Here is a 23,266-nt window from a genome sequence, read left to right on the forward strand (position 1 = left end):
GTCGTGGGCTCGATGGACGGGTCGTGCTTATCGCGCCCCGTCCCTCACTCCGGCAGCAACGCCATCAACACGTCCACCGTGCGCGCCGTCGCCCCGCGATGCCGCGCGGCGAATGCCGACGCCGCGCCGCCCATCGCGAGCCGCCGCGCCTTGTCGCCGAAAAGTTCGCGCAATGCGCGCGCGAGATCGGCCGGGTCTTGCACCTGCACCGCGGCGCCCGCCGCGACCGCGTCCGCGGTGGCCTGCGTGAAGTTGAACACGTGCGGCCCGATCAGCACCGGTACGCCGACGGCACACGCTTCGATCAGGTTCTGGCCGCCGAGCGGCAGCAGACTCCCGCCGATGAACGCCAGGTCCGCGGCGGCATAGTAGGCGCCCAATTCACCCATCGAATCGCCGAGCAGCACCGTCACTCCGGCCGGCAACGCCGGCACGGCGCCTCCCGTCGCCATGGCCGCCGACGCCACCTTCGCATCCGGGGCCCACGTCGAGCGCCGTTCGAGCCGCAGCCCCGCTTTCTCGACCAATGCCGCCACTTCGTTGAACCGCTGCGGATGACGCGGCACCAGAATCAGCAGCGCGTCCTCGACATTCAGCGCCGCGAATGCCTGCAGCACCAGCGCCTCTTCGCCCTCGCGCGTGCTCGCCGCAACCCACACCGGCCGCGTGCCGATCGCCGCACGCCACGCATGACCGCGCGCCGCCAGCTCCGGCGGCGTGCTCATGTCGAACTTCAGATTGCCGAGCACCGCGACGTTGCGCGCGCCGAGCGCGGTAAGCCGCTCGGCATCCGAGGGACTCTGCGCGAGCACGCGCGAGAAACCGCCGAACACATCCTTCGTCGCGCCGCCGAATTTGGCCGCGCGTTTATACGAGCGCGCCGACATCCGCGCATTGGTCAGCACGAGCGGCACGTCCGCGCGACGGCATTCGTCGATCAGCGTCGGCCACACTTCGGTTTCCATCACCAGACCGAGCGACGGCCGCCACGCACGCAGGAAGCGCCGCACCGCATGCGGCATGTCGTACGGCAGATAGCTGCGCAACACGCGCTCGCCGAAAACCTCCATGCCGGTGGCGCGGCCGCTCGGCGTCATGTGCGTCAACAGAATGCGCGCGTCGGGACGCGCCTTGATCAGCGCTTCGACCAGCGGCTGCGCGGCGCGCGTCTCGCCGACCGACACCGCATGCACCCAGATCAACGGCCCGTTGTCCTCGGGCAAGCGCCCACGCGAATAGCCGAAGCGCTCGCCGATATGCTCGCGATAACCGCGCTCCTTGCGCGAACGGATCAACAGACGCAGCACGGCGAGCGGCGCGATGATCCACCAGAGCGCGTTATAAATCGCCCTCAGCATCGGCATTCCGCGAAGGCGAAAGCCGCAGCCTCCCACGCATATTCCGCATTCTTCACGCGCTCGAACGCACAGGCGCGCGCCCCTCGACCCACCATCAGCAAAGCGGCGCTCAAACCAGCGCCCTGCCCTTCAGGCGTTCGAGAATGCCAAGCGGCGCGCATTCGGGCTGCGCCATCGCCTTGACCGGCAGGAAGAAGGTCTGCTCCAGCATGAACTGGCCGGACATCACCGCGTGCGAGGTCTGGTCGGAGAAACATACCCACACGCAGCCCGGCGGAAACGGCATGGTCTGCTGCGGGCTCGACTTCTGATAGTCGAGATCGGCCTTCATACCGTCGTGCAGATGCAGCATCAGATGGTCGTACTCGCTGCGCGGCGACTTGGTCACGTGCAGCAGATTCAGCAACCATGCCGAGCCGGGCATCTGCGGCTTGATGCGCGGCAGGAAGCGTTTGGCCATGTCCTCGAACGGCTCGCCGACGCGCCACACGCGCGGCGCGCCATGCGGGTTGACGTTGGTGAACACGCGCAGAATCCGCTCGCCATAGTTGGGCCGCGACGGAAACGCGTCGACGTGCAGACGGCTGTCGTCCTTGCGCCATGAGGTTTCGCGCGTTTCCACCTGATGCAGCCGCAAGCTGGTCGGCGCGACGCGCAGCCGGCCGTTGTATTCGGGAAAGAGACCATCGACCAGCGTGCGCGCATTGGTCTGATACCGCGCGATCAACGCACGCACCGCGGATTGCGTGACGGCGTCGCCGGCCACGCCGTGCAACGCGCCACCGTTGGGTTCGAGGCTGATGTTCTTGCGGCTCGGATCGGCGAGCGCGGGATCGAGCAATGCCTGCTCGCCGCCTTCGATCGCAAAGCGCAGGTTCGGGAAGTACAGCACCTTGCCGCGCTCGACGCCGGCAAGCAGCATCTCGCGCGGCACGGACAGATTGCGTGCGTGCCAGTCGGCGTTCGCTACTTCGATGATCTGGGTTTCGTTCATGGTCGCCCTTGAGAACGGAAGGTGCGCAAGGCGAAGCGCACCGACGGGTTACAGCAGGCCAAAACCGGCCAGCGCCGACTTGACCTGCTGCAGCGTGGGCGGCTGCCCGGCCGAGCCGAGATTGACGACGTTCGGCGACCAGTATCCGCCAGTGCGCCACGCGGTCGAGAAATTGTACAACTCGACCGTGGGCCGCTTCAGCGCCGCCGCGATGTGAACCAGACCTGTGTCAACGCCGACCGTCGCCGCCGCGCCTTCGATCAGACCGACCACCGCGGGCAACGACAGCTTCGGCGGGACGATCGCCGCCGCGCCGAATTCCTTCGCGAGACGCTCGCTGGTTGCGCGCTCGGCGTCGCTGCCCCACGGCAGCACGATCGACGCGCCACGCCGCACCAGCGACTGCCCCAACTCGATCCACGCGGTGTCGGGCCATTGCTTGTCGGCGCGCGAGGTCGCGTGCACGAACACCACGTACGGCACCGGCAGGTTCAGATTCGCCTGCGACAATGCCAGCGCCGCGCGCCCAGTGTCGAGGCCGAAATCGATTTCGTCGGTGGGTTGCGGCTGCGGGCCGTTGAGCGCCGCGGCGACCAGTTGCCGCGTGCGTTCGACCACATGGGTGCGCGGCTCGATCGGCACGCGCTTGTCGTAGAAGAAACGCACCGGCCATTCGAAGCCCGCGCCGTCGGTGCGGTTCGCGAGTCCGACGAGCGGCCCTCGCGCCATGCTCGCCAGCCATGCGGTCTTGATGAGCCCTTGGCAGTCGATCACGAGATCATAGTGCTCGGCCGCGAGCGCGCGCCGGAACGCGCCGATTTCGCGCCAGTTGTCGACCGACAGGATGCGCTTGCGCCAGCGCCGCAATGAAACGGGAATCGCCCGTCGCACGCCGGTGACGAGTTGCACGAGCCCGACGAAGCTTTCTTCGACGAGCCAGTCGATCTGCGCATCCGGATGGCGGCGTCGGATGTCGGCGATCACCGGCATGTTGTGAACGACGTCGCCAAGAGACGACACCCTCACGATGAGTATCTTTTGCACGCTCAAGAGTGGGAAAACCGGCTATCCGGCCCGAAGATGCGTTGAGAGATGCCCCAACCTGCCGCGGCGCGTCAGGCCCCCGAGGGATGAGAAAGCCCGGGACGGCCCGGCGCTTTCTCACGAGGACCGCAATTTTAACGCGTCGCATGTCAATGGCATGAAAAAACGCGGCGCGGTAATAAACCCGCGCCGCGTTCGACCACGGCGGCGCTTGAGGCCCGGCGAACCCAGCCGAACCGCGCCGCCGCTTCAGCCGTCAGAACGGCAGTTTCGCGTCGGCCTTCTCCGCGAGGATCACGCGGCGGAAGTCTTCCTGGATGCGTTTGAGCGCCGCGTCGTTATCGGCTTCGAAACGCATCACCACGACCGGCGTGGTGTTCGACGAACGCGCGAGACCGAAGCCGTCCGGATACTCGACGCGCAGGCCGTCGATCTTCACGACGTCGTCCGCGCCGGTGAATGTCGCGTTCTGCTGCAAGCGCGCGATCAGCTCGAAGTTCTCGCCTTCCTCCAGCTTCAGTTGCAGTTCCGGCGTGGAGTTCGAGTTCGGCAGCGAGTTCAGCAGCTTGCTCGGATCGGCGACGCGCGTCAGGATTTCGAGCAGGCGCGCGCCTGTGTACAGGCCGTCGTCGAAACCGTACCAGCGGTCCTTGAAGAACACGTGGCCGCTCATTTCGCCCGCGAGCGGCGCACCGGTTTCACGCAGCTTCGCTTTCACGAGCGAGTGGCCCGTTTTCCACATCAGCGGTTCGCCGCCCTTGTCCTTCACCCACTTCGCGAGGTTGCGCGTGCACTTCACGTCATAAATGATCTGCGCGCCCTTGTTGCGCGACAGCACTTCTTCGGCGAACAGCATCAGCTGACGGTCCGGATAGATGATCTGGCCATCTTTGGTGACGACGCCGAGGCGGTCGCCGTCGCCGTCGAACGCGAAGCCGATTTCCGCATCCGTTTCCTTCAGCGCGCGAATCACGTCCTGGAGGTTTTCCGGGTGCGCCGGGTCCGGGTGATGGTTCGGGAAGTTGCCGTCGATTTCAGTGAACAGTTCGACCAGTTCGCAGCCGAGCTTCCTGAACAGTTTCGGCGCGAGACCGCCGGCGACACCGTTGCCGGTGTCGACGACGATCTTCATCGGGCGCGCGAGCTTGATGTCGCCGGCGATGCGATCGAGGTACGCATCGGCAATGTCGTATTCGGTGTACGTGCCGCTGCCGTCGCTGAAGTTTTCGTCGACGATGCGCTGATGCAACGCGAGAATCTGTTCACCGTAAATTGCCGCGCCGCGCAGGACCATCTTGAAGCCGTTGTAGTCAGGCGGATTGTGGCTGCCCGTCACGACGATGCATGAGTCGACGCGGCGTTCGCCGCCCGCGAGCTGCAACGGCACGCTGGCCGCGAAGTAGCCAACAGGCGTCGGCACCATGCCGACGTTGACCACGTCGACACCGGCCGCACGCAGACCGTCCGACAATGCCTGAATCAGCTCAGGACCCGACAGGCGTCCGTCGCGCGCGACGACGACCGCGTCGCCGCCTTGCGCGCGCACTTCGCTGCCGAATGCGCGGCCGATGGAGCGTGCGGCATCGGCGTCGAGCGTCTTGCCGATCACGCCGCGAATGTCATACGCCTTGAAAATGGATTTGGAGATCATGTTGGCTCACTGACGTGCAATGGAAAATTTTGACCGGCGCACCGCTGAACATCGGTAAAACTAGCGGTAAAACGAGCGATGAAAAGTAGCCCTGACATGCTGCGGTGCGCGCTTGCCGGAAGCGATCCGGTTCCAACTTATAATTGCGTTCTTCTGACCCGCCTGAATAACGCCATTCTAATGCTTAGACGCCCTCCGTTTGTAAAGTTGCCGCTACAGTCGGCCAGGTGGGCGAACGCGCGCAGTGCCGCTGCGCAATCCGCATACGTGTACCGGCAAACGGCCAGCGGATGCTGACGCTCAAACGCTTCGCCAATCCCGACGTCACGCGCGCATTCACGAATATCGTCTGGCTCGGGCTCGAGAGACTCACACAAATCGGTGTCGCGATCGTGATCAGCGGCATGCTGGCGCGCTACTTCGGCCCGGACGTATTCGGCAAATGGCAATACGCGAACACGCTGCTGCTGGTGCTCTCGCCGATCACCTGGGTATGCGGCGCGGAGATTCTCGTGCCCACCATCGTCAACCGGCCGCCCACGCAGCTCGGCACCGTGCTCGGCAGCGCGTTCGTGCTGCGCTTTGCCGTGTCGGTCGGCGCGCTGCTGCTCACGTGGCTCGGCATCGCGCTGCATGTCTTCGAGCCGCTCGTCGGCGCCATGCTCGCGGGCCTCGCGGTGACGATGCTGTTTCGCGAGCCGTTCGTCGGTGTGATCAACGCGTGGCTGCAAAGCATGACCTACAGCAAGCCGCAGTTGCTCACCAGCATAAGCACCGCCGTGCTCAAAGCCGGCAGCGTCTATCTGCTGGTGCGCGCGGCGGCGGCGCCCGCGCGCTTCGGCTGGCTGTGGGCGCTCGAATCCGCGGCGATCGGCGCGGTGCTGCTGATCTACTTCATGCGCCGTCATGGCGGCCGGCTGAACTGGCGCCTCGACCGTTCGCTCTTCACGCATTTCGCGAGCGCGGGCACCGTGTTCTGGCTCGGCCTGATCTGTATGTATCTGTTCCTGAAACTGGACCGGCTGATGCTCGAGCGGGCGATCTCATTCGCCGACCTCGGACGCTACTCCGCCGCCCAGCAGTTGAACGAAAACTGGATCACGCTCGCGCTGATGCTCGCCCAGACCATCGCGCCCGCATTCGTCTACCGCGTGCAGGAAGCTACGCGACTGCGCCGCAACATGTGGCGGCTCACCGCGATGACCGCCGCATTGATGGTAGGCGGCGCGATCGTGCTGGATCTGCTCGCCGGTTTCATCATTCGCCGCGTGTTCGGGCCGGACTTCGAAGGCGCAATCGACATCTTCCGCTGGGCCGTGTGGCTGTCCGTGCCGGCCGGCATCGAAGCGATCGGCAATCTTATCGTACTGAAGTATCAGGCGAGGTTCGTGTTGCTGTCCAAATGGCTGCTCGCGCTGGCCGTTGCGTTCGTCGTGAATCTGTTGGCGATCCCGCGGCTCGGCGCATACGGCGCGCTGGTCGGTCTCGCGGCCGGCTATCTGGCGGCCGCGTCGGTCAATCTTTATTACATCCGTTTCAAATTGCGCCCATGACGAACGCATCCGCCACCGCGCAATCCGCTCTCGACGACGTCGCGGTGCTGATGCCCGCATATAACGGCCAGGCCGACGTCGACCTCACGCTCGCCTCGTTCAGTGAAAGTGCGCTGGTACACGTACTGATCGTCGATGACGGCAGCACGCCGCCGATCGTCGCGCCGGCGCTCGCCAACATGAAGATCGACGTGCTGCGCATGGCACAGAACGGCGGCATCGAGCGCGCGTTGCAAACCGGCATCGACGCGCTCGCGCAGCGCGGCTTCCGCTATGCCGCTCGAATCGACGCGGGCGATCGCAGCGTGCCGCAACGGCTCGCGAAGCAGCGCGCGTTCATGCAAGCGCATCCGAACGTGGCCGGCCTCGGCATGTGGACCCAGGTCGTCACGCGCGCGGGCGAGCCGCTCTTCATGCTGACGCCGCCCGCCGAGCCAAACACGATCCGCCGCATGCGCTTCTTCCGCTCATGCTTCGCGCATCCTTCGATGATGCTGCGCATCGACGCCGTACGCGCGGTCGGCAACTATCGCGCCGAGTATCGCTGCGCCGAAGACCTCGATCTGTTCGTCCGTCTGATGGAGCGCTACGACTGCGCGAATCTGCCGGAACTCGGGCTCTATTACGAGCTGAACGAAGGCGGCATCAGCGCGACCAAGCGGCGCCGCCAGATCACCTCGACAATGCGTTTGCAATTGCGCTACTTCAACGCCGCCAATCCGTACGACTGGCTCGGCCTCGCGAAAAATCTGCTGCATCTGGTGATGCCGTACCGCGCGCTGCAGCGGGTCAAACGCGTGCTGCTCGCGCCACGCGCGAGTCACTGACCGTCCACCGTCCCATTCACCGCCGAATCCGCTCCCGCATGAAGCCTGCCTTGAAGTCGACGCCCGCGCTGCGCATTACACTCGTTTGCAATACCGCCTGGGCAATCTATACCTATCGGCAAGGACTGATCCGTATGCTGGTGGGGCGCGGCGTCGACGTGACGGTGCTCGCGCCGCGCGACCGCACGTTCGAGCTGCTCACCGCGATGGGCTGCCGCTGCATCGAACTGCCGGTCGCCTCCAAGGGCACCAATCCACGCGACGATCTGCGCACGCTTGTCTCGCTCTATCGGCAATACCGGACGATCCGCCCGCACGTGGTGTTTCACTACACGATCAAGCCGAACATCTACGGCTCGATCGCCGCGAAGCTCGCGGGCGTGCAGTCGGTCGCGGTCACGACCGGGCTCGGCTACGTGTTCATCCAGCGGAGCCGCGCCGCGCAGGTGGCGAAAAAATTGTATCGTTTCGCGTTCCGCTTCCCGCGCGAAGTCTGGTTTCTGAATCGCGACGACCAGGCCGCGTTTGTCGAGCAGAATTTGTTGGTGCATCCTGAGCGGGCGCGGTTGCTGCACGGCGAAGGCGTCGATCTCGAACAGTTCGCGTTCGCACCGTTGCCCGAGCGGCCGGCGTTTAAATTCGTGCTGATCGGGCGGCTCCTGTGGGACAAGGGGGTCGGCGAATATGTGGAGGCCGCGCGACGTTTGCGTGAACGATATCCGCACGCGCGGTTCCAACTGCTCGGCCCGGTGGGCGTCGACAATCCGAGCGCGATCACGCGCGACGAAGTGGCGGCGTGGGAACAGGAAGGCATCATCGAGTATCTTGGCGAGGCGCACGACGTGCGCCCCTTCATCGCCGATGCCGATTGCATCGTGTTGCCGTCGTATCGTGAAGGCGTGCCGCGCACGCTGATGGAAGCGTCGGCGATGGGCCGCCCGATCGTCACGACCGACGTGCCGGGTTGCCGCGAAGTGGTGGCCGACGGCGTCAACGGTTTGCTGTGTGAAGTACGCAGCGCAGAGAGCCTCGCCGCGCAACTCGCGCGCATGCTCGACATGGGTCACGCCGAACGCCGCGCGATGGCAGAACGCGGCCGGCAGAAAGTCGCACAAGAATTCGACGAACGGGTCGTCGTCGAAACATATAAAGACCTGGTGCAGAAAATGACGGGTGTCTTACTTTAACGGAGCAAACAGCATGACCACGAAGGGCACGATTCTGGTAACGGGCGGCGCCGGCTTCATCGGCTCGCACACATGTGTCGAACTGCTCAACGGCGGCTACGACGTCGTGGTGATCGACAATCTCGTGAACAGCAACCGCGAATCGCTGCGGCGCGTGGAAAAAATCACCGGCCGCGCCGTGACCTTCTACGACAACGACGCGCGCGACGTCGACGCGCTCAACCGTATTTTCGATGCGCACCCGATCACGGGCGCCATTCACTTCGCCGCGCTGAAGGCTGTGGGCGAATCGGTCGCGAAGCCGATCGAGTACTACAGCAACAACGTCGGCAGCCTGCTCGCGCTGCTCGGCGTGATGCGTGATCGCAACGTCAGGCAGTTCGTGTTCAGTTCGTCGGCGACGGTGTACGGCGTGCCGAAAAGCTCGCCGATTGATGAATCCTTCCCGCTGTCGGCCACCAATCCGTACGGGCAGTCGAAGCTGATCGCCGAGCAGGTGCTGCGCGATCTGGAACTGGCCGATCCGTCGTGGCGCATCGCCACGCTGCGCTACTTCAATCCGGTCGGCGCGCACGAGAGCGGTCTGATCGGCGAAGATCCGGCCGGCATTCCGAACAACCTGATGCCGTATGTCGCGCAGGTGGCCGTCGGCAAGCTCGACAAGCTGCGCGTGTTCGGCGGCGACTATGAAACGCCCGACGGCACCGGCGTGCGCGACTACATACACGTGGTCGATCTGGCACGCGGGCACCTCGCCGCGCTCGACGCGCTGGTCAAGCGCGACGCGAGCTTCGTCGTGAACCTCGGCACGGGCCAGGGCTATAGCGTGCTGGACGTGGTGCGCGCGTTCGAGAAGGCGTCGGGCAAGCCGGTGCCGTACGAGATCGTCGCGCGCCGTCCGGGCGACATCGCGTCGTGCTTCGCCGATCCGGCCGCCGCCGAGAACATCATCGGCTGGCGCGCGCAGTTCGGCATCGAACGCATGTGTGCGGATCACTGGCGCTGGCAGTCGAGTAATCCGCGCGGATTTGCCTGACGCGGCCACGGCAACCACCGGTTGCAGAAAAAATCGACGGGGGCGCGAGCGGGTCCGGCAAGTTGTGCGCGCGGACTGGGCCGCCGTCGATTGCGGGATTGCACCAAGCGGGTAAGTCCGAATATTACTAATACTTTACGATTTCCTATACTGCCTCACCGACGCGACGGTCAGGCTTCCTAAGAACGTCCGGTCGGCGCGCATGGGAGCCGCATCGAGGCTCCGTGCAAGAAAAAGACATGCTACGGAGACTGCTATGGGAATTCGCTTGAAGAGCGTGGTGAGTGCGCTCGCGCTGTGTGCCTTCGCCAACGTCAGCTATGCGGCCGACCCGATCAAGATCGGCGTCGACGGACCCTTCACCGGCGGGTCGTCTTCGATGGGCGTGAGCATGCGCGACGGCGTGCGTCTTGCCGCCGCTGAAATCAACAAAGGCGGCGGCGTGCTGGGCCGTCAGATCGTGCTGGTCGAACGCGACGACGAAGCGAAAAACGAACGTGGCGTGCAGATCGCGCAAGAGCTGATCAACAAGGAAAAAGTCGTCGCGGTGGTCGGCTACATCAATACCGGCGTCGCGCTCGCCTCGCAACGCTTCTTCCAGGAAGCGAAGATTCCCGTCTTCAACAACGTCGCGACCGGCAGTATCGTGACGAAGCAATTCACCGATCAGCCCGACAACTACGTGTTCCGCAACGCCGCCGCGGACCGCATTCAGGCGCCGATGATCGTCGACGAAGCCGTCACGAAACGCGGCTTCAAGAAAGTGGCGATTCTCGCCGACTCGACCAACTACGGCCAGCTCGGCCGCGAAGACCTCGAAAAAGCGCTCGCCGCGAAAGGCGTGAAGCCGGTCGCCGTCGAGAAATTCAACATCAAGGACGTCGACATGACCGCGCAGCTGCTCAAGGCCAAAGAGGCCGGCGCAGAAGCGGTGCTGACGTACGGGATCGGGCCGGAACTCGCGCAGATCGCCAACGGCATGGCCAAACTCGGCTGGAAAGTGCCGCTGATCGGCAGCTGGACGCTCTCCATGGCGAACTACATCGACAACGCGAGCACCAACGGCGAAGGCGCGCGCATGCCGCAGACCTTCATTCAGGAAGCCAATACGCCAAAGCGCAAGGCGTTCATCGACGCGTACCTGAAGGAATTCAAGCCGAAGAACAATCGCATCGACTCGCCGGTCTCCGCCGCGCAGGGCTACGACTCGGTCTACCTGCTGGCCGCCGCGATCACGCAGGCCGGTTCGACCGACGGCCCGAAAGTGCGCGCCGCGCTCGAAAACCTGGGCACCAAGGTGGAAGGCGTCGTGATGGTCTACGACAAGCCGTTCACGCATGACGACCACGAAGCGATCAGTCCGAACGTGCCGGTGGTCGGCGAGGTCAAGGGCGGCCGCGTGATCTATGCGTACGAGGCCGACCGCAAGGGCGGCAGCCAGTTGCGCACCAAGCAGGCGTCGTCGAACTAGGCGCGCGCCGACGCGAGCGCGGCGCGCACCTCGCGCCGGCCGCGTGGCAAAGCCGCGCGCACAACGCGCGGCAGCATGCTCCGGGAGCCGCACCCGCCTCACGGCGGGCGCGGCTCTGCCTCATAAGCGGTGAATACGAAGGCGCTCGACGATGGCCATTCTTCTGCAGCTCGTCTATAGCGGCATTGCGCTCGGCATGATCTACGCCGTGATCGCATTCGGCTATCAACTCACGTTCGCCACGTCCGGCACGCTGAACTTCGGCCAGGGCGACGCGCTGATGCTCGGCGCGCTGGTCGGCCTGACGCTGGTGTCATTGGGCGTCAACTACTGGCTGATGATTCCGCTCGTCTGCCTGTTTGGTCTGCTGCAAGGCGCGTTCGTCGAACGGATCGGCGTGCGGCCCGCGATCAAGATCAAATCCGAATTCGGCTGGATCATGTCGACCATCGCGCTCGGCATCATCTTCAAGAACGTCGCGGAAAACGTCTGGGGCCGCGATGATCTGCGCTTCCCGTCACCGCTGCCGGAAGCGCCGCTCCGGGTGCTCGGCGCTAACGTGCTGCCGATGGAACTGCTGGTGGTCGGCGGCGCACTCGTGATGATGCTGGCCGTCGAGTTCTTCAATCGCAAGACGATCTTCGGCAAGGCGGTGGTGGCCACCGCGAACGACCGCGACGCCGCCGCGCTGATGGGCATCAACACCGGCCTCGTGATCACGTTCTCGTATGCGCTGTCGTCGCTGACGGCGGCCTTCGCCGGCGTGCTGATCGCCCCGCTCACGCTGACCGGCGCGACGATGGGCGCGGTGCTCGGGCTCAAGGCGTTCGCGGTGGCGATCATCGGCGGGCTGTCGAGCGGACTCGGCATCGTGGTCGGCGGCGTGATTCTCGGGATTGCGGAGACCACCACGGGCTTCTACATCTCGACCGGCTACAAGGATGTGCCGGGGCTCGTGCTGCTGCTGATCGTGCTCGCGCTGAAACCCGCCGGCCTGTTCGGCAAGACCTCGATCAAGAAAGTGTGAGGCCCGCCGTGAATCTGAAGAAACTCATTGCGTCGGCTCTGGCGCTGGTCGCGCTCGCGGTGTTCCCGGTGCTGTCGGGCAATCCGTACTACATCCATCTGTTCGAGACCATCATGATCTACGCGATCCTGCTGTTCGGTCTCGACATCGTAGTCGGCTATACCGGCCAGGTTTCGCTCGGCCATGCGGGGTTGTTCGGGGTCGGCGCTTATACGGCGGGCGTGCTGTTCATCAAGCTCGGCATGCCGTTTTTCGTCACCGCGCCGCTCGCGATCCTGATCACGGCCGGCTTCGGCGCGATTCTCGCGCTGCCCGCCTTGCGCGTGTCCGGCCCCTACCTCGCGATGGTCACGCTCGCGTTCGGCACGATCCTGCAGATCCTCATCAACGAGATGGATTTTCTGACCAACGGGCCGATGGGCGTGAAGATCCCGAAGCCGTCGTTGGGCGGCCGGCCGATGAACGAAGTCGAATACTACTGGCTCGTCGCGGCGCTGCTGGTGGTGTCGCTGATCGTCGTGCACCGCGTGCTCAAGTCGCACCTGGGCCGCGCGTTCGAAGCGCTGCGCGACAGTCCGATCGCCTCGGACTGCATGGGCGTGTCGGTGTACCGCTACAAGGTCTACGCGTTCGTGATCAGCGCGGGTTTTGCAGGACTGGCGGGCTGCCTCTATTCGTATTCGGAGCAGTACATCTCGCCGAATACCTACAACTTCGAGCTGACCATCCTGTTCCTGCTCGCGATCATCATGGGCGGACGCAAGACGCGCACCGGCGCGCTGCTCGGCTCCGCAATCATCGTGCTGCTGCCCAAACTGCTCGACGATATCGACATGTTCCGCATCGTCGCGTCGGTGCTGGCGGCGGTGGTCGTGATCGGCGCGGGCGTGGCGCTCACGCGCAAGGTAACGACGCCGCGCAAGGTGGCGATTCCGGTGCTCGGCACGCTCGGGCTCGCCGCGTTCTCCTACCGCATCGACACGCTCGCCGACTGGCGGCTGACGATCTTCGGCCTGATGATTCTGCTCGTCGTGTACTACCTGCAGGACGGCGTGGTCGGCTTCGTGCGCAAGATCGTGCTGCACGGCCGGGTGCGCACGGTCACCGTCGACACCACGGCGCCCACGACGGTCGGCGGCGATGCGGTTCAGGCGGTGCAAGCAGGCGGCACGGAAGACATCCTGCAGTTGCGCGGCATCCTGATGCAGTTCAGCGGCCTGAAGGCGCTCAACAATGTCGATCTCACGGTGCGGCGCGGCACGATTCACGGCCTGATCGGCCCGAACGGCTCCGGCAAGAGCACGATGATGAACGTGCTGACGGGCATCTACGTACCGACCGCCGGCACGCTCGACTATCGCGGCACGTCGCTCGCGGGCAAGACCTCCGCGCAGATCGCGCTGGCGGGCATCGCGCGCACGTTCCAGAACGTGCAGCTGTTCGGCGAGATGACCGCGCTCGAAAACGTGCTGGTCGGTCTGCATCACACGTTCCGCGCCAATCTCGCCGACGTCGGGCTGATGTCGCGGCGCTACCGGCGCGAGGAAGAGGCTGCCCGCGAGCGCGCGTTCGGCATGCTGCGCTTCGTCGGGCTGCAGAACGTGGCCGGCGAGGAAGCGCGCAACCTGCCCTACGGCAAGCAGCGGCTGCTCGAAATCGCGCGGGCGCTCGCGCTCGATCCGCAAGTGCTGCTGCTCGATGAGCCGGCCGCGGGCCTCACCGCGCCGGACATCAAGGAACTGATCGCGATCATCCGCAAGGTGCGCGATCACGGCATCACTGTCGTGCTGATCGAACATCACATGGACGTCGTGATGAGCGTGTGCAACCGCGTGTCGGTGCTCGACTTCGGGCAGAAGATCGCGGAAGGCAATCCGGCCGAAGTCCAGTCGAACGAGAAAGTCATCGAGGCTTATCTCGGCGGCCAGGCGGCCGGGCAAGCAGCCTGAGTCGCGCAGACAGGTCTTGAGACACACAGGAACACACATGCTATCGATCAGAAATCTGCATGCGGGCTACGGCAAGGTCAAAGTGCTGCACGGCATTTCGATCGACGTGCCGAAGGCGTCGGTCGTCACGCTGATCGGTTCGAACGGCGCGGGCAAGACCACCACGATGCGCGCGATCTCCGGGATGATCCGTCCGAGCGCCGGTGAAATCACGATGGGCGTGGGCGCAAGCGCGAAGCGGATCGACTCGCTCGACTCGCACCGCATCGCGCGGCTCGGCCTCGCGCATTCGCCGGAAGGCCGGCGCGTGTTCGCGACGATGAGCGTAACCGACAATCTGATTCTCGGCGCGTTTCCACGCCTCACATGGGCACGGCCGCGCGGCGACGTGAACGCCGATCTGGAGCGCGCGATCGAACTGTTCCCGCGTCTGAAGGAGCGGCGCAATCAACTGGCCGGCACGCTGTCCGGCGGCGAGCAGCAGATGCTGGCGATGGCGCGTGCGATCATGCTGAACCCCGAACTCGTGCTGCTCGACGAACCGTCGATGGGGCTCGCGCCGATTCTCGTCGAAGAGGTGTTTCGCATCATCGAGAATCTGAAGGGCCAGGGCGTGACGATGCTGCTGGTCGAGCAGTTCGCCGCGGCGGCGCTCAATGTGGCCGACTACGGCTATGTGCTGGAAAATGGCCGGATCGCCGCGCATGGGCCGGCGCTGCAATTGCGTAACGATCCCTCGGTGAAGGCGGCCTATCTGGGCACGAGTCATTGACTCGACGGGCATGAGCCGCCATCGAGATGGCGGCCCCGACTGCGGGCCGCTGTCGATGGGCCTGTCGGGCCCGCGCTGCCACGCGGCGCCCTCCGCCCGCCCGCGAGCGGTACGAGTTGCCTACGCCGACAGCGTGTCGAGCTGAAACACCGAGACGGCGTCCTTCAGAATCGCCGCCTGCTCTTCCAGCGACTTCGCCGCGGCCGCGGCCTGCTCGACGAGCGCCGCGTTGTGCTGCGTGACCTCGTCGATCTGCGAGACCGCCTTGTTGACCTGCTCGATGCCGTCGCTCTGCTCCAGCGCGGAGGCCTCGATCTCGTTCATCACGCCGGTGACGCGCTCGACCGCGCTCATCGCTTCGTGAATCGTCTTCTGCGCGTCGGACACGAGCGAGGCGCCCTCCTCGACCTTGGCCGCGGATTCGCCGATCAGCTCCTTGATCTCCTTGGCCGCCGCGCCCGAGCGCTGCGCAAGACTGCGCACTTCCGAGGCCACCACCGCAAAGCCGCGCCCCTGTTCGCCCGCGCGCGCCGCTTCCACCGCCGCGTTCAACGCGAGAATGTTGGTCTGAAACGCGATCCCTTCGATCATGCCGATGATCTCCGTCACCTTGCGCGAGGACTCGCTAATGCCGTCCATCGTTTCGGTGACGCGCGACACCACCGTGCCGCCGCGCGTGACCGTGTCGAGCGCGCCGTGGGCAAGCCGGTTCGCCTGCTTGGCGTTGTCGGCGTTCTGCTTCACCGTCGCCGACAACTGCTCCATGCTGGCCGCCGTCTGCTGCAACGCGGCCGCCTGCTGCTCGGTGCGCGCGGACAGGTCCGCGTTGCCCGACGCGATTTCGTTCGCGCCCTGGGTGATCGCGCTCGTGCTGCCGCGCACCTTGGCGACGGTTTCGACGAGGCCGTCGCGCATCTTCGTCAGCGCGCCGAGCAACTGGCCCATCTCGTTGCGCGAGCGCACCTTGATGGCGACCGTCAGATCACCGGCGGCGATCCGCTCGAAGTGCTTGACGGTCGCGTTGACCGGCTTGATCAGCGCCGCCGACAGCGCCATGCGCGCCGCCACGCCGATCACGAGCGCGATCACGCCGATAGCGACGAACAGCAGCGTCGCCAGCTGGAAGCGCTGCGCGCCGGTAGCGGCCTGTTGGTGCTGACTGTCGATCTGCGCGCTTTCGAGTGCGTCGATCGCTTTCGAATAGGTTGCGTAGAAGCTGTTCGCGGTGTCGCCCTGGATGTTGCGGAAGGTGTTGAAGTCGAAATCGGTGAGGGCCTTGAATTCCGGCTCGATCGCCTTGTCGACCAGCGCGGCGCGCGCCTGCTCGACGCCTTGCGCGAGCTTGCGCTCGGCGTCGCTCGCGAACGGGCCCGCCATGTAGTTGCGGAAGTCCTTGTTCGACTCGACGAGCACCTTGTGCGCGGCCGGCAGCAGATCGTCGGTCTGCTTGCCGACGCTAAAGAGCGTCTGATACGTGCCCAACGCGAGCTGCACCTGCAGAAGCTTTTCGGAACTCGCCTTCAGATGCGATAGCGCGACCGCGCTGCGCTGCGTGTCGTCGAGGCTGCTGTTGGCGAGTTTGAGCGCGCCATAACCGACAGCGATGACCGTCAGAAGGAAAGCGACGAATACGCTGATTACCAGCGTCAGGCCGCCACGAATTGTGATGTTATTTAGCATTGGGTCTCCGGAACGTCTTGCCGATCTGCGGCGAAACAGATTGGCAGTTGCACGCGCCGCCGCTTGACGGTGACTCGTTGCGCGTGACTTACACTTCGCCGCATCCAGGTTAACGACCGCGCGCCGACTGCGCTGGATAGGTGAAATCCATGACTGGCGCGCCTTTGCGTCCGCTTCGCACCTCACTATCTGGGATCGGCCGCGCGTTGCGCGACAATGGCGGGTGGCGCGCCACCCGGCCGGCGCCCGACGTTTCGTTTGTATAATTCGCCGTCTTCGCTCAGGCCCACTTTCATGCTTAGTTTTGCGCTCGGCTTTCTGGTTTCACTGCTGATCACGCTGTTGATCGTGCGCTATGCGCATCTGCATGAAAAATTGTCCACCGATACCGATCTGGCCGGCGTGCAGAAATTCCACGTGCGGCCGGTGCCGCGCATCGGCGGGACCGGGATACTGCTCGGGCTGATTGCCGCGGCGGTGCAGTTGCATCGTGCGTATCCGGCCGTGTCGGGCGGCATTCTCGGCCTGGTCGCGTGCGGCATGCCGGCGTTCGGCTCGGGTCTCGTCGAGGATCTGACCAAGCGCGTGTCGCCGCTCGTGCGCCTCGTCTGCACGATGGTGGCCGCCGCGCTCGCTTTTTTCCTGCTCGATATCGCGGTCACGCGCATCAGCGTGCCGCCGCTCGACTTTCTGCTCTCGTACGCGGTGGTCTCTTTCGCGGTCACGGTGCTGGCCGTTGCGGCGCTCGCCAACGCGATCAACATCATCGACGGCTTCAACGGCCTTGCGTCGATGGTCGCATTCATGATGTTCGCGTCGCTCGCCTACGTGGCGTTCCAGGTTCATGATCCGATCGTGCTGTCCGCGTCGTTCATGATGATGGGCGCGGTGCTCGGCTTCTTCATCTGGAATTTTCCGGCGGGGCTGATCTTTCTCGGCGACGGCGGCGCGTACTTCATCGGCTTCATGCTCGCCGAACTGTCGATCATGCTGGTGATGCGCAATCGCGACGTGTCCGCGTGGTATCCGGTGCTGCTGTTCATGTATCCGATCTTCGAGACGTGCTTCTCGATCTACCGGAAAAAGTTCATTCGCGGCATGTCGCCGGGCATTCCCGACGGCGTGCATCTGCATATGCTCGTGTATAAGCGGCTGATGCGCTGGGTGGTCGGCACGCGCACCGCGCGCGAACTGACGCGGCGCAATTCGCTGACTTCGCCGTATCTGTGGCTGCTATGTCTGATCGCGGTCGTGCCGGCCACGCTGTTCTGGCGGCATACGCTGCATCTGTTCTGCTTCGTTGTGGTGTTCGCGGCGACTTATGTGTGGCTGTATGTGAGCATCGTGCGCTTCAAGTCGCCGCGGTGGATGGTGGTGAGGAAGGGGAAGCGGTAAGCGGAAAAAGGCGCAGGGCGCCTTTTTCTTTATGTGTATCTCTGAGCGATTACGAAGCTGCCGCCGCCTTCGCTACGACGCCCGCGTCACCGGCGTCACGCTGCGCAGTGCGGTAGCCGTGGCCGGCTGATATTCGGGCACCCAGCGGCGCAGATCGCGGCGCACTTCATCGTCCGACGGCACGCGGTGCTGCATCAGCCACGGCAGCAGATTGTCGATCATGGAGTCGGGCACTGCGCGCGCCCGCGCGATGCGCAACTTCGGATGCGGTGTGCGCGTGGTCGTTTCATCATCGGCCAGCAGTTCTTCGTACAGCTTCTCGCCGGGACGCAACCCGGTGAACACGACGCGAATCTGCTCTTCGGTAAAGCCATACAGACGGATCAGATCGTGCGCGAGATCGGCGATGCGCACCGGCTTACCCATGTCGAGAATGAAAATTTCGCCGCCGCGTCCCATGCTCGAGGCCTGCAACACCAGTTGCGACGCCTCCGGAATCGTCATGAAGAAGCGGGTGATCTCCGGGTGCGTGACCGTGACCGGACCGCCGCGCGCAATCTGCTCCTGGAACTTCGGAATCACGCTGCCGGCGCTACCGAGCACGTTGCCGAACCGCACCGTTTCGAATTGCGTGCGCCGCGAGCCCTGCGCCTGCAGCGCTGAGCAGGCCATCTCCGCGAGACGCTTGCTCGCGCCCATCACGTTGGTCGGGTTGACGGCCTTGTCGGTGGAAATCAGCACGAAATGGGCGACGTCGTGGCGGATCGCCGCGCGCCCCACGCGATAGGTGCCGAGCACGTTGTTGCGCACGGCCTGCCACGTGTTCACCTCTTCCATCAGCGGCACGTGTTTGTAGGCCGCCGCATGAAACACGATATGCGGACAGTAGCGCGCCATCACCTGATCGAGCAGCAGCGAGTCCTTCACGTCGCCGATGATCGGCACGACCGACACTTCCGGATACTTGTCGCGCAGCTCTTCGTTCAGCCGATAGATCGAGAATTCGGAGATGTCGAACGCCACCAGCTGCACCGGACCGAAGCGCAGGATCTGCCGGCACAGTTCCGAGCCGATCGAGCCGCCCGCGCCGGTCACCATGACGACGCGGTTCTTCAGCAGCGCTTCGACGTGTTCCGTGTCGATCGTCACCGGATCGCGGCCAAGCAGGTCTTCGAGATCGATCTGACGCACCCGCGACAGAAACGCCTGGCCCTGCGTCAGCGGCGTGAGCGCGGGCAGCGTCATCGCCCGCACGCCCGCGCGCACGCACAGCGTGGCGATGCGCCGGTGCGCTTCGACGGAAGCGGACGGCACCGCGATGATGACGTGCTCCACTTTCAGTTCGGCGGAAATTTTCTGCAGATCGCTGATCGCGCCGAGCACGCGATAGCCATAGATTTCGCGGCCTTGTTTGACCGGATCGTCGTCGAGCAGTCCCGCGAGGCGCCATTCGCCCGAGCGCTTCAGCTCGCGCACGAGGTTCGCGCCGGCGTTGCCCGCGCCGAGCACCAGCACCGGCTTGCCCTGCCCGACCAGACCGCCGTAGCGATAGAACTCCTTGGCCGCGCGATAGAGCGCGCGCGAGCCGCCCATCGTGAGGAACAGCAGCATCGGCGAGACGATCAGCACGGAGCGAGGCACCACGGGCGCCGGCTGCAGTAGCGCGGAGCCGATCACGACGAACAGCGCACCGACGCCAATCGCCTTCGCGATACGCACGAGATCGGGCAGGCTGGCGAACACCCACATGCCGCGATAGAGCCCGTAGCTGCGGAACATCACCGCGTAGATCAGCAGCACCCACACGAGCGCGTGCAGACCGCTCGACCAGAACGCGGCGGGCACCGGACCGTTGAAACGGATCACGTACGCCAGCATCCAGGCCAGAGCCACCGCGCACAAGTCGAACGCAAACGCACTGAACGAAAGCCATCGGGCTTTAAATCTTTTCATTGCGCAGAACCTCAGGATTGCCCGGAACGGGGCGCGCGGCGCCGCCAGCGGCGATCAATGCACAGCCCGGCGACCGCCAGCACGGCAGCCCAAACGACGACAACCAGCCATTGATACAGGACGGCAAATTGTAGAGCCGATATAGCAAGCATTATGCCCGCCGCCATGAACAAATACCAAACCCATGCCGTCGACGCGTGTCCCAAACCGGACTGCACCAGTCTTTGATAGTAGTGTTCGCGGTGCGCTTCCCAAAATTTTTCACCGCGCAGCAGGCGTTTGAGCAGCGTCACCGACGCATCGCCGATGAACGGCGCGAAGCACAGCGCGGGAAACCACACTGGCCACACGCCTTCGCGCCAGCCCCAGTAGCCGAGCGCGCCGGCGAGGTAGCCGAGCGGGATCGATCCGGCGTCGCCGAGAAAGATGCGCGCGGGGTGGAAATTGAACAGCAGGAAGCCCGCCGCTGCCCCGGCCACCACCACGCTGGCCAAGGCGAGCGCGACGTCGGGATGCGCCGCGGGGCCCGTCGGCAGGGACGCGGCGATTGCATAGCCGCCGAAGCCGAACAGCGCCATGCCGCCGGCCAGCCCGTCCGAGCCATCCATGAAGTTATACAAATTGACCAGCCAGACGAGCAAAACCGCCATGGCCGCCAGTGCCCACCAGGGCACGTCGGCGGGGTAGACGGCGACCAGCGCCGCCACCGCCGCCGCGTGGCCGCCGAAGCGCACTCGCGCGGGCAAGCCGCGGCGGTCGTCGATCTGCGACAGCGCGGCAAGCAGCGCCGCGGCCAGCGCGGGCAGCCAGAGCGACGGCGCGACCAGCCAGATCAGCGCCACGCTCACCGGCACGATGCCCCAACCGCCGACGCGCGGTGTCGGCCGGGTGTGCAGCGAGCGGTCGTTGGGGATGTCGGTGGCGAGCCGCCACGCGAGACCGCTTCTGAGGAGTGCCCACAGAATCGCCGCGCACGCGCCCAGCGCGAGCGCGCCGCACAGCAGCAGATGGACCACCGGGTTGGCGGAAAGTGAAGACATCGGGAGCAGGTTCAATGCAGGTCAGTGCGTTCAGTTCTATGTGATCAATGTGTGGAGCGATACCAGGCGGCAGTCTCCAGCAGGCCATGCTCGACGGTGTGCGGCGGATACCAGCCGAGGCACTCGCAGATATGCGAACTGTCGAGGCGCAATTCACCGACCAGCCGCTCGACCTGCGCCGAGCGTCCCGTCAGACGGCCCGCGAGCCGCAGCACGCCGACCGGCACCGGCACGAGACGCTGCGGTGCGTGCAGTTGCGTGGCCAGCGCCCGCGCCAGTTCAGACACGCTCAGATCGCGGTTGTCGGTGACGTGGAACGTGTGGCCGGCCGCGCGCGGATCGGTGCTGCAATGCACGAGCGCGTCCGCGAGGTTATCGACGAACACGAGGCTGCGGCGCGCGGCGATCGCGCCGAGCGGCAGCGGCACGCCCCGGGCGATCGCGCCCATCAGCTGCAGGAAGTTCGCGCGCACGCCCGGGCCGTAGACCAGCGGCGGCCGCACGATCACGATCTCGAGACCCGACTCGCGGCCGTATGCGAGCAACGCCCGCTCGGCTTCGAGCTTGGAGATGCCATAGGGATGGGACGGCGCGGGCGGATCCGTTTCCTTGATGGGCCGCCCGATGCTGCTTTCGGCCATCGCCTTGATGCTGCTGACGAACACGAAGCGGCGCGCGCCCGCGCGACGGGCCGCGGCGGCGACGCGCAACGCGCCGTCGACGTTGGTCGCGCGATAGGCGGCGAGCGGCTCGGCGGTCGTGTCGTGCATCACGTGGACGCGAGCGGCGAGATGGATGACCACATCGCATTGGAGCGTGACGGGCCAGCGTGGCTCGATGCCCTCAAAGTCGTCCGCGTCGAGCAGCCATTCACGCACGCCTTGCGCCGCGGTCCGGGCGCGGCGTACTGCGCCGACGACCCGGTCGCCGCGCTGCAGCAAGGCTTTGGAGACCGACTTGCCGACGAAGCCGTTGGCGCCGGTGATCAGAACCGTATGACTCATGTTTTATCCACCAGGACGATCGGGTTGCGCAGCGCGGTCATGCCACGCCAGGCGGCAATTCAAACGTCAACGCCGCTGCGCGCTCACGCTTGAGGAGCTGCCAGCGCGTCCCCGGAGCCGCACGGTCTGGCGCACGGAATGGCAAACGAAGCACGGTACAATACGGCATCTGTAGGGTCGAAGGCGGCGTACCGCTATGAGTTCAGGCCGCATATTGTAAGCGGGTTAACTCCCTGGCAAACGTTGTCGGGAAATTCGAGAGATCGAGGACATAAGCTCATATTTATGAAAGTGCTGTTTGCAACGTACCCCATGGCTTTCCACACACCTGGCGGTGGAGAGATACAGTTGCTTGCGTATCGCAAACATCTTCCGGCGCACGGCGTAGAGGTCGACCTGTTCGATCCTTGGAATCCGCGCTTTCTCGAGCATGACGTCGTGCACTTCTTCTCTTGCGTCGGCGGCTCCGTGCACTTCTGCAACTTCGTCAAGCAGTTGGGCTTGCCGCTCGTCGTGTCCTCCAGCCTGTGGATCACCGAGGCGACAAGGCACCTCTATCCCGTCGACGAAATCAGGCATCAGTTCACGCTGGCCGATCGCGTGGTGGCAAATTCGGACATCGAGTGCGACACGCTCGCGCAGGTGTTCGGGCTGCCGCGCGAGAAATTCGTCACGGTCTACAACGGTGTCGAAGAAACGTTTTACGAGCCGGTGCCGGCGCAACTGTTTCGCGATCATTTCAATCTTCCCGAACCCTTCGTGCTCAACGTCGGCAATATCGAACCGCGCAAGAACCAGCTTGCGCTCATGCAAGCCATGAAGTCCATGCCGGAGCGCAAGGTGGTCCTGATCGGCCATCAGCGCGACCCCGAGTATGCGCGCGCGTGCCTCGAAGCCGGCGGCGACCAGGTGATCTATCCCGGCGTGCTGCCGCACGACTCGCCGCTGCTGCGCTCGGCCTACGCCGCGTGTGACGCGTTCTGTCTGCCGAGCACACTGGAAACACCCGGGCTCGCCGCGCTCGAAGCGCATGCGGCCGGCGCGCGCATCGCCGTCACGCAGGTCGGCTCCACGCGCGAGTATTTCGCGGATCAGGTGGCCTATCTCGATCCGGACGACGCCGCAAGCATCACGCGATCGATCCGCGAGGCGTTGACACTCGAACGCGGCACCCGCCGGCACGATCGCGATCTGCGCTGGCAGGCGGTGCTTTCTCCATTGAAAGACCTGTATGCATCGCTGTCGGTGCAATGACGTTCGGGCTTGGCTCAAATAAATCCGCCGTGCGTATCCGGCTTCCACGGCGGCCAGGCGGCGATGAGCCA

18 protein-coding genes are annotated in these 23,266 nt (G+C 64.9%); 10 read left to right on the forward strand and 8 right to left on the reverse strand.

Annotation, left to right across the window (positions count from 1 at the left end):
• Nucleotides 1-44 precede the first annotated feature (44 nt).
• The 4 genes from waaA to HV770_RS06760 all read right to left on the reverse strand — a co-directional run bounded on the left by waaA (nt 45) and on the right by HV770_RS06760 (nt 5,047).
• Nucleotides 45-1,358, reverse strand: coding sequence for a lipid IV(A) 3-deoxy-D-manno-octulosonic acid transferase (waaA, locus tag HV770_RS06745; protein WP_175158666.1), 1,314 nt, complete (start codon nt 1,356-1,358; stop codon nt 45-47).
• A gap of 109 nt (nt 1,359-1,467) precedes the next feature.
• Entirely contained in the window at nt 1,468-2,352 is an 885-nt protein-coding gene (kdoO, locus tag HV770_RS06750; protein ID WP_121316720.1) for a Kdo hydroxylase KdoO, read from the reverse strand.
• 48 nt (nt 2,353-2,400) lie between these two features.
• Entirely contained in the window at nt 2,401-3,402 is a 1,002-nt protein-coding gene (gene waaC / locus HV770_RS06755; protein WP_343048085.1) for a lipopolysaccharide heptosyltransferase I, read from the reverse strand.
• A 250-nt stretch (nt 3,403-3,652) separates the two neighbouring features.
• Nucleotides 3,653-5,047 carry a phosphomannomutase/phosphoglucomutase gene (locus HV770_RS06760; RefSeq protein ID WP_121316718.1) on the reverse strand — a complete coding sequence of 465 codons (1,395 nt, stop codon included), beginning with the start codon at nt 5,045-5,047 and terminating at the stop codon, nt 3,653-3,655.
• Nucleotides 5,048-5,337: 290 nt separating this feature from the next.
• On the opposite strand from HV770_RS06760, the gene HV770_RS06765 reads away from it, so the two are divergent.
• The 8 genes from HV770_RS06765 to HV770_RS06800 all read left to right on the forward strand — a co-directional run bounded on the left by HV770_RS06765 (nt 5,338) and on the right by HV770_RS06800 (nt 14,869).
• Nucleotides 5,338-6,600 (forward strand): oligosaccharide flippase family protein, encoded by a 1,263-nt coding sequence (locus HV770_RS06765; RefSeq protein ID WP_175158668.1) that lies wholly within the window; start codon nt 5,338-5,340, stop codon nt 6,598-6,600.
• Nucleotides 6,597-7,427, forward strand: coding sequence for a glycosyltransferase (locus HV770_RS06770; protein WP_175158669.1), 831 nt, complete (start codon nt 6,597-6,599; stop codon nt 7,425-7,427). The genes HV770_RS06765 and HV770_RS06770 overlap by 4 nt, the downstream gene beginning before the upstream one ends.
• A 38-nt stretch (nt 7,428-7,465) precedes the next feature.
• A complete protein-coding gene (locus HV770_RS06775; RefSeq protein ID WP_175158670.1) occupies nt 7,466-8,614 on the forward strand; it encodes a glycosyltransferase family 4 protein in 1,149 nt (382 codons plus the stop codon).
• Nucleotides 8,615-8,627: 13 nt separating this feature from the next.
• Nucleotides 8,628-9,650, forward strand: coding sequence for a UDP-glucose 4-epimerase GalE (galE, locus tag HV770_RS06780; protein ID WP_175158671.1), 1,023 nt, complete (start codon nt 8,628-8,630; stop codon nt 9,648-9,650).
• A gap of 256 nt (nt 9,651-9,906) precedes the next feature.
• Entirely contained in the window at nt 9,907-11,121 is a 1,215-nt protein-coding gene (locus HV770_RS06785) for an ABC transporter substrate-binding protein (protein WP_175158672.1), read from the forward strand.
• Nucleotides 11,122-11,272: 151 nt separating this feature from the next.
• Nucleotides 11,273-12,148, forward strand: coding sequence for a branched-chain amino acid ABC transporter permease (locus HV770_RS06790; protein WP_175158673.1), 876 nt, complete (start codon nt 11,273-11,275; stop codon nt 12,146-12,148).
• Nucleotides 12,149-12,156: 8 nt separating this feature from the next.
• On the forward strand, nt 12,157-14,097 hold the full coding sequence (locus HV770_RS06795) for a branched-chain amino acid ABC transporter ATP-binding protein/permease (RefSeq protein ID WP_175158674.1): 1,941 nt from the start codon (nt 12,157-12,159) through the stop codon (nt 14,095-14,097).
• 37 nt (nt 14,098-14,134) lie between these two features.
• Nucleotides 14,135-14,869: an ABC transporter ATP-binding protein gene (locus HV770_RS06800; RefSeq protein ID WP_121316711.1), complete on the forward strand. Its 735-nt coding sequence runs from the start codon at nt 14,135-14,137 to the stop codon at nt 14,867-14,869.
• Between the two features lie 120 nt (nt 14,870-14,989).
• On the opposite strand, the gene HV770_RS06805 is transcribed toward HV770_RS06800, so the two are convergent.
• Complete coding sequence (locus HV770_RS06805; protein WP_175158675.1) at nt 14,990-16,549, reverse strand: methyl-accepting chemotaxis protein; 1,560 nt, start codon at nt 16,547-16,549, stop codon at nt 14,990-14,992.
• A 294-nt stretch (nt 16,550-16,843) separates the two neighbouring features.
• Here HV770_RS06805 and HV770_RS06810 point away from each other — a divergent pair, with 294 nt between their 5' ends.
• A complete protein-coding gene (locus HV770_RS06810; protein ID WP_175158676.1) occupies nt 16,844-17,944 on the forward strand; it encodes an MraY family glycosyltransferase in 1,101 nt (366 codons plus the stop codon).
• A 72-nt stretch (nt 17,945-18,016) separates the two neighbouring features.
• On the opposite strand, the gene HV770_RS06815 is transcribed toward HV770_RS06810, so the two are convergent.
• From HV770_RS06815 to HV770_RS06825, 3 genes are read right to left on the reverse strand one after another with little or no spacing between them, the layout of a single operon-like run.
• Nucleotides 18,017-19,897 carry a polysaccharide biosynthesis protein gene (locus HV770_RS06815; RefSeq protein WP_175158677.1) on the reverse strand — a complete coding sequence of 627 codons (1,881 nt, stop codon included), beginning with the start codon at nt 19,895-19,897 and terminating at the stop codon, nt 18,017-18,019.
• Nucleotides 19,898-19,908: 11 nt separating this feature from the next.
• Complete coding sequence (locus tag HV770_RS06820) at nt 19,909-20,937, reverse strand: MraY family glycosyltransferase (RefSeq protein WP_175158678.1); 1,029 nt, start codon at nt 20,935-20,937, stop codon at nt 19,909-19,911.
• 44 nt (nt 20,938-20,981) lie between these two features.
• A complete protein-coding gene (locus tag HV770_RS06825) occupies nt 20,982-21,941 on the reverse strand; it encodes a UDP-glucose 4-epimerase family protein (RefSeq protein WP_175158679.1) in 960 nt (319 codons plus the stop codon).
• Between the two features lie 285 nt (nt 21,942-22,226).
• On the opposite strand from HV770_RS06825, the gene HV770_RS06830 reads away from it, so the two are divergent.
• Complete coding sequence (locus tag HV770_RS06830; protein ID WP_175158680.1) at nt 22,227-23,195, forward strand: glycosyltransferase; 969 nt, start codon at nt 22,227-22,229, stop codon at nt 23,193-23,195.
• The last annotated feature ends 71 nt before the right edge of the window (nt 23,196-23,266 follow it).

This window comes from Paraburkholderia fynbosensis (genome assembly GCF_902859935.1).
Classification (GTDB): Bacteria; Pseudomonadota; Gammaproteobacteria; order Burkholderiales; family Burkholderiaceae; genus Paraburkholderia; species Paraburkholderia fynbosensis.

What these genes read in the sequence shown, in the direction of transcription:
- waaA (WP_175158666.1), bottom strand. Translation starts at nt 1,358, where the DNA reads ATGCTGAGGGCGATTTATAACGCGCTCTGGTGGATCATCGCGCCGCTC.
- kdoO (WP_121316720.1), bottom strand. Translation starts at nt 2,352, where the DNA reads ATGAACGAAACCCAGATCATCGAAGTAGCGAACGCCGACTGGCACGCA.
- HV770_RS06760 (WP_121316718.1), bottom strand. Translation starts at nt 5,047, where the DNA reads ATGATCTCCAAATCCATTTTCAAGGCGTATGACATTCGCGGCGTGATC.
- HV770_RS06765 (WP_175158668.1), top strand. Translation starts at nt 5,338, where the DNA reads ATGCTGACGCTCAAACGCTTCGCCAATCCCGACGTCACGCGCGCATTC.
- HV770_RS06770 (WP_175158669.1), top strand. Translation starts at nt 6,597, where the DNA reads ATGACGAACGCATCCGCCACCGCGCAATCCGCTCTCGACGACGTCGCG.
- HV770_RS06775 (WP_175158670.1), top strand. Translation starts at nt 7,466, where the DNA reads ATGAAGCCTGCCTTGAAGTCGACGCCCGCGCTGCGCATTACACTCGTT.
- galE (WP_175158671.1), top strand. Translation starts at nt 8,628, where the DNA reads ATGACCACGAAGGGCACGATTCTGGTAACGGGCGGCGCCGGCTTCATC.
- HV770_RS06785 (WP_175158672.1), top strand. Translation starts at nt 9,907, where the DNA reads ATGGGAATTCGCTTGAAGAGCGTGGTGAGTGCGCTCGCGCTGTGTGCC.
- HV770_RS06790 (WP_175158673.1), top strand. Translation starts at nt 11,273, where the DNA reads ATGGCCATTCTTCTGCAGCTCGTCTATAGCGGCATTGCGCTCGGCATG.
- HV770_RS06800 (WP_121316711.1), top strand. Translation starts at nt 14,135, where the DNA reads ATGCTATCGATCAGAAATCTGCATGCGGGCTACGGCAAGGTCAAAGTG.
- HV770_RS06805 (WP_175158675.1), bottom strand. Translation starts at nt 16,549, where the DNA reads ATGCTAAATAACATCACAATTCGTGGCGGCCTGACGCTGGTAATCAGC.
- HV770_RS06810 (WP_175158676.1), top strand. Translation starts at nt 16,844, where the DNA reads ATGCTTAGTTTTGCGCTCGGCTTTCTGGTTTCACTGCTGATCACGCTG.
- HV770_RS06815 (WP_175158677.1), bottom strand. Translation starts at nt 19,897, where the DNA reads ATGAAAAGATTTAAAGCCCGATGGCTTTCGTTCAGTGCGTTTGCGTTC.
- HV770_RS06820 (WP_175158678.1), bottom strand. Translation starts at nt 20,937, where the DNA reads ATGTCTTCACTTTCCGCCAACCCGGTGGTCCATCTGCTGCTGTGCGGC.
- HV770_RS06825 (WP_175158679.1), bottom strand. Translation starts at nt 21,941, where the DNA reads ATGAGTCATACGGTTCTGATCACCGGCGCCAACGGCTTCGTCGGCAAG.
- HV770_RS06830 (WP_175158680.1), top strand. Translation starts at nt 22,227, where the DNA reads ATGAAAGTGCTGTTTGCAACGTACCCCATGGCTTTCCACACACCTGGC.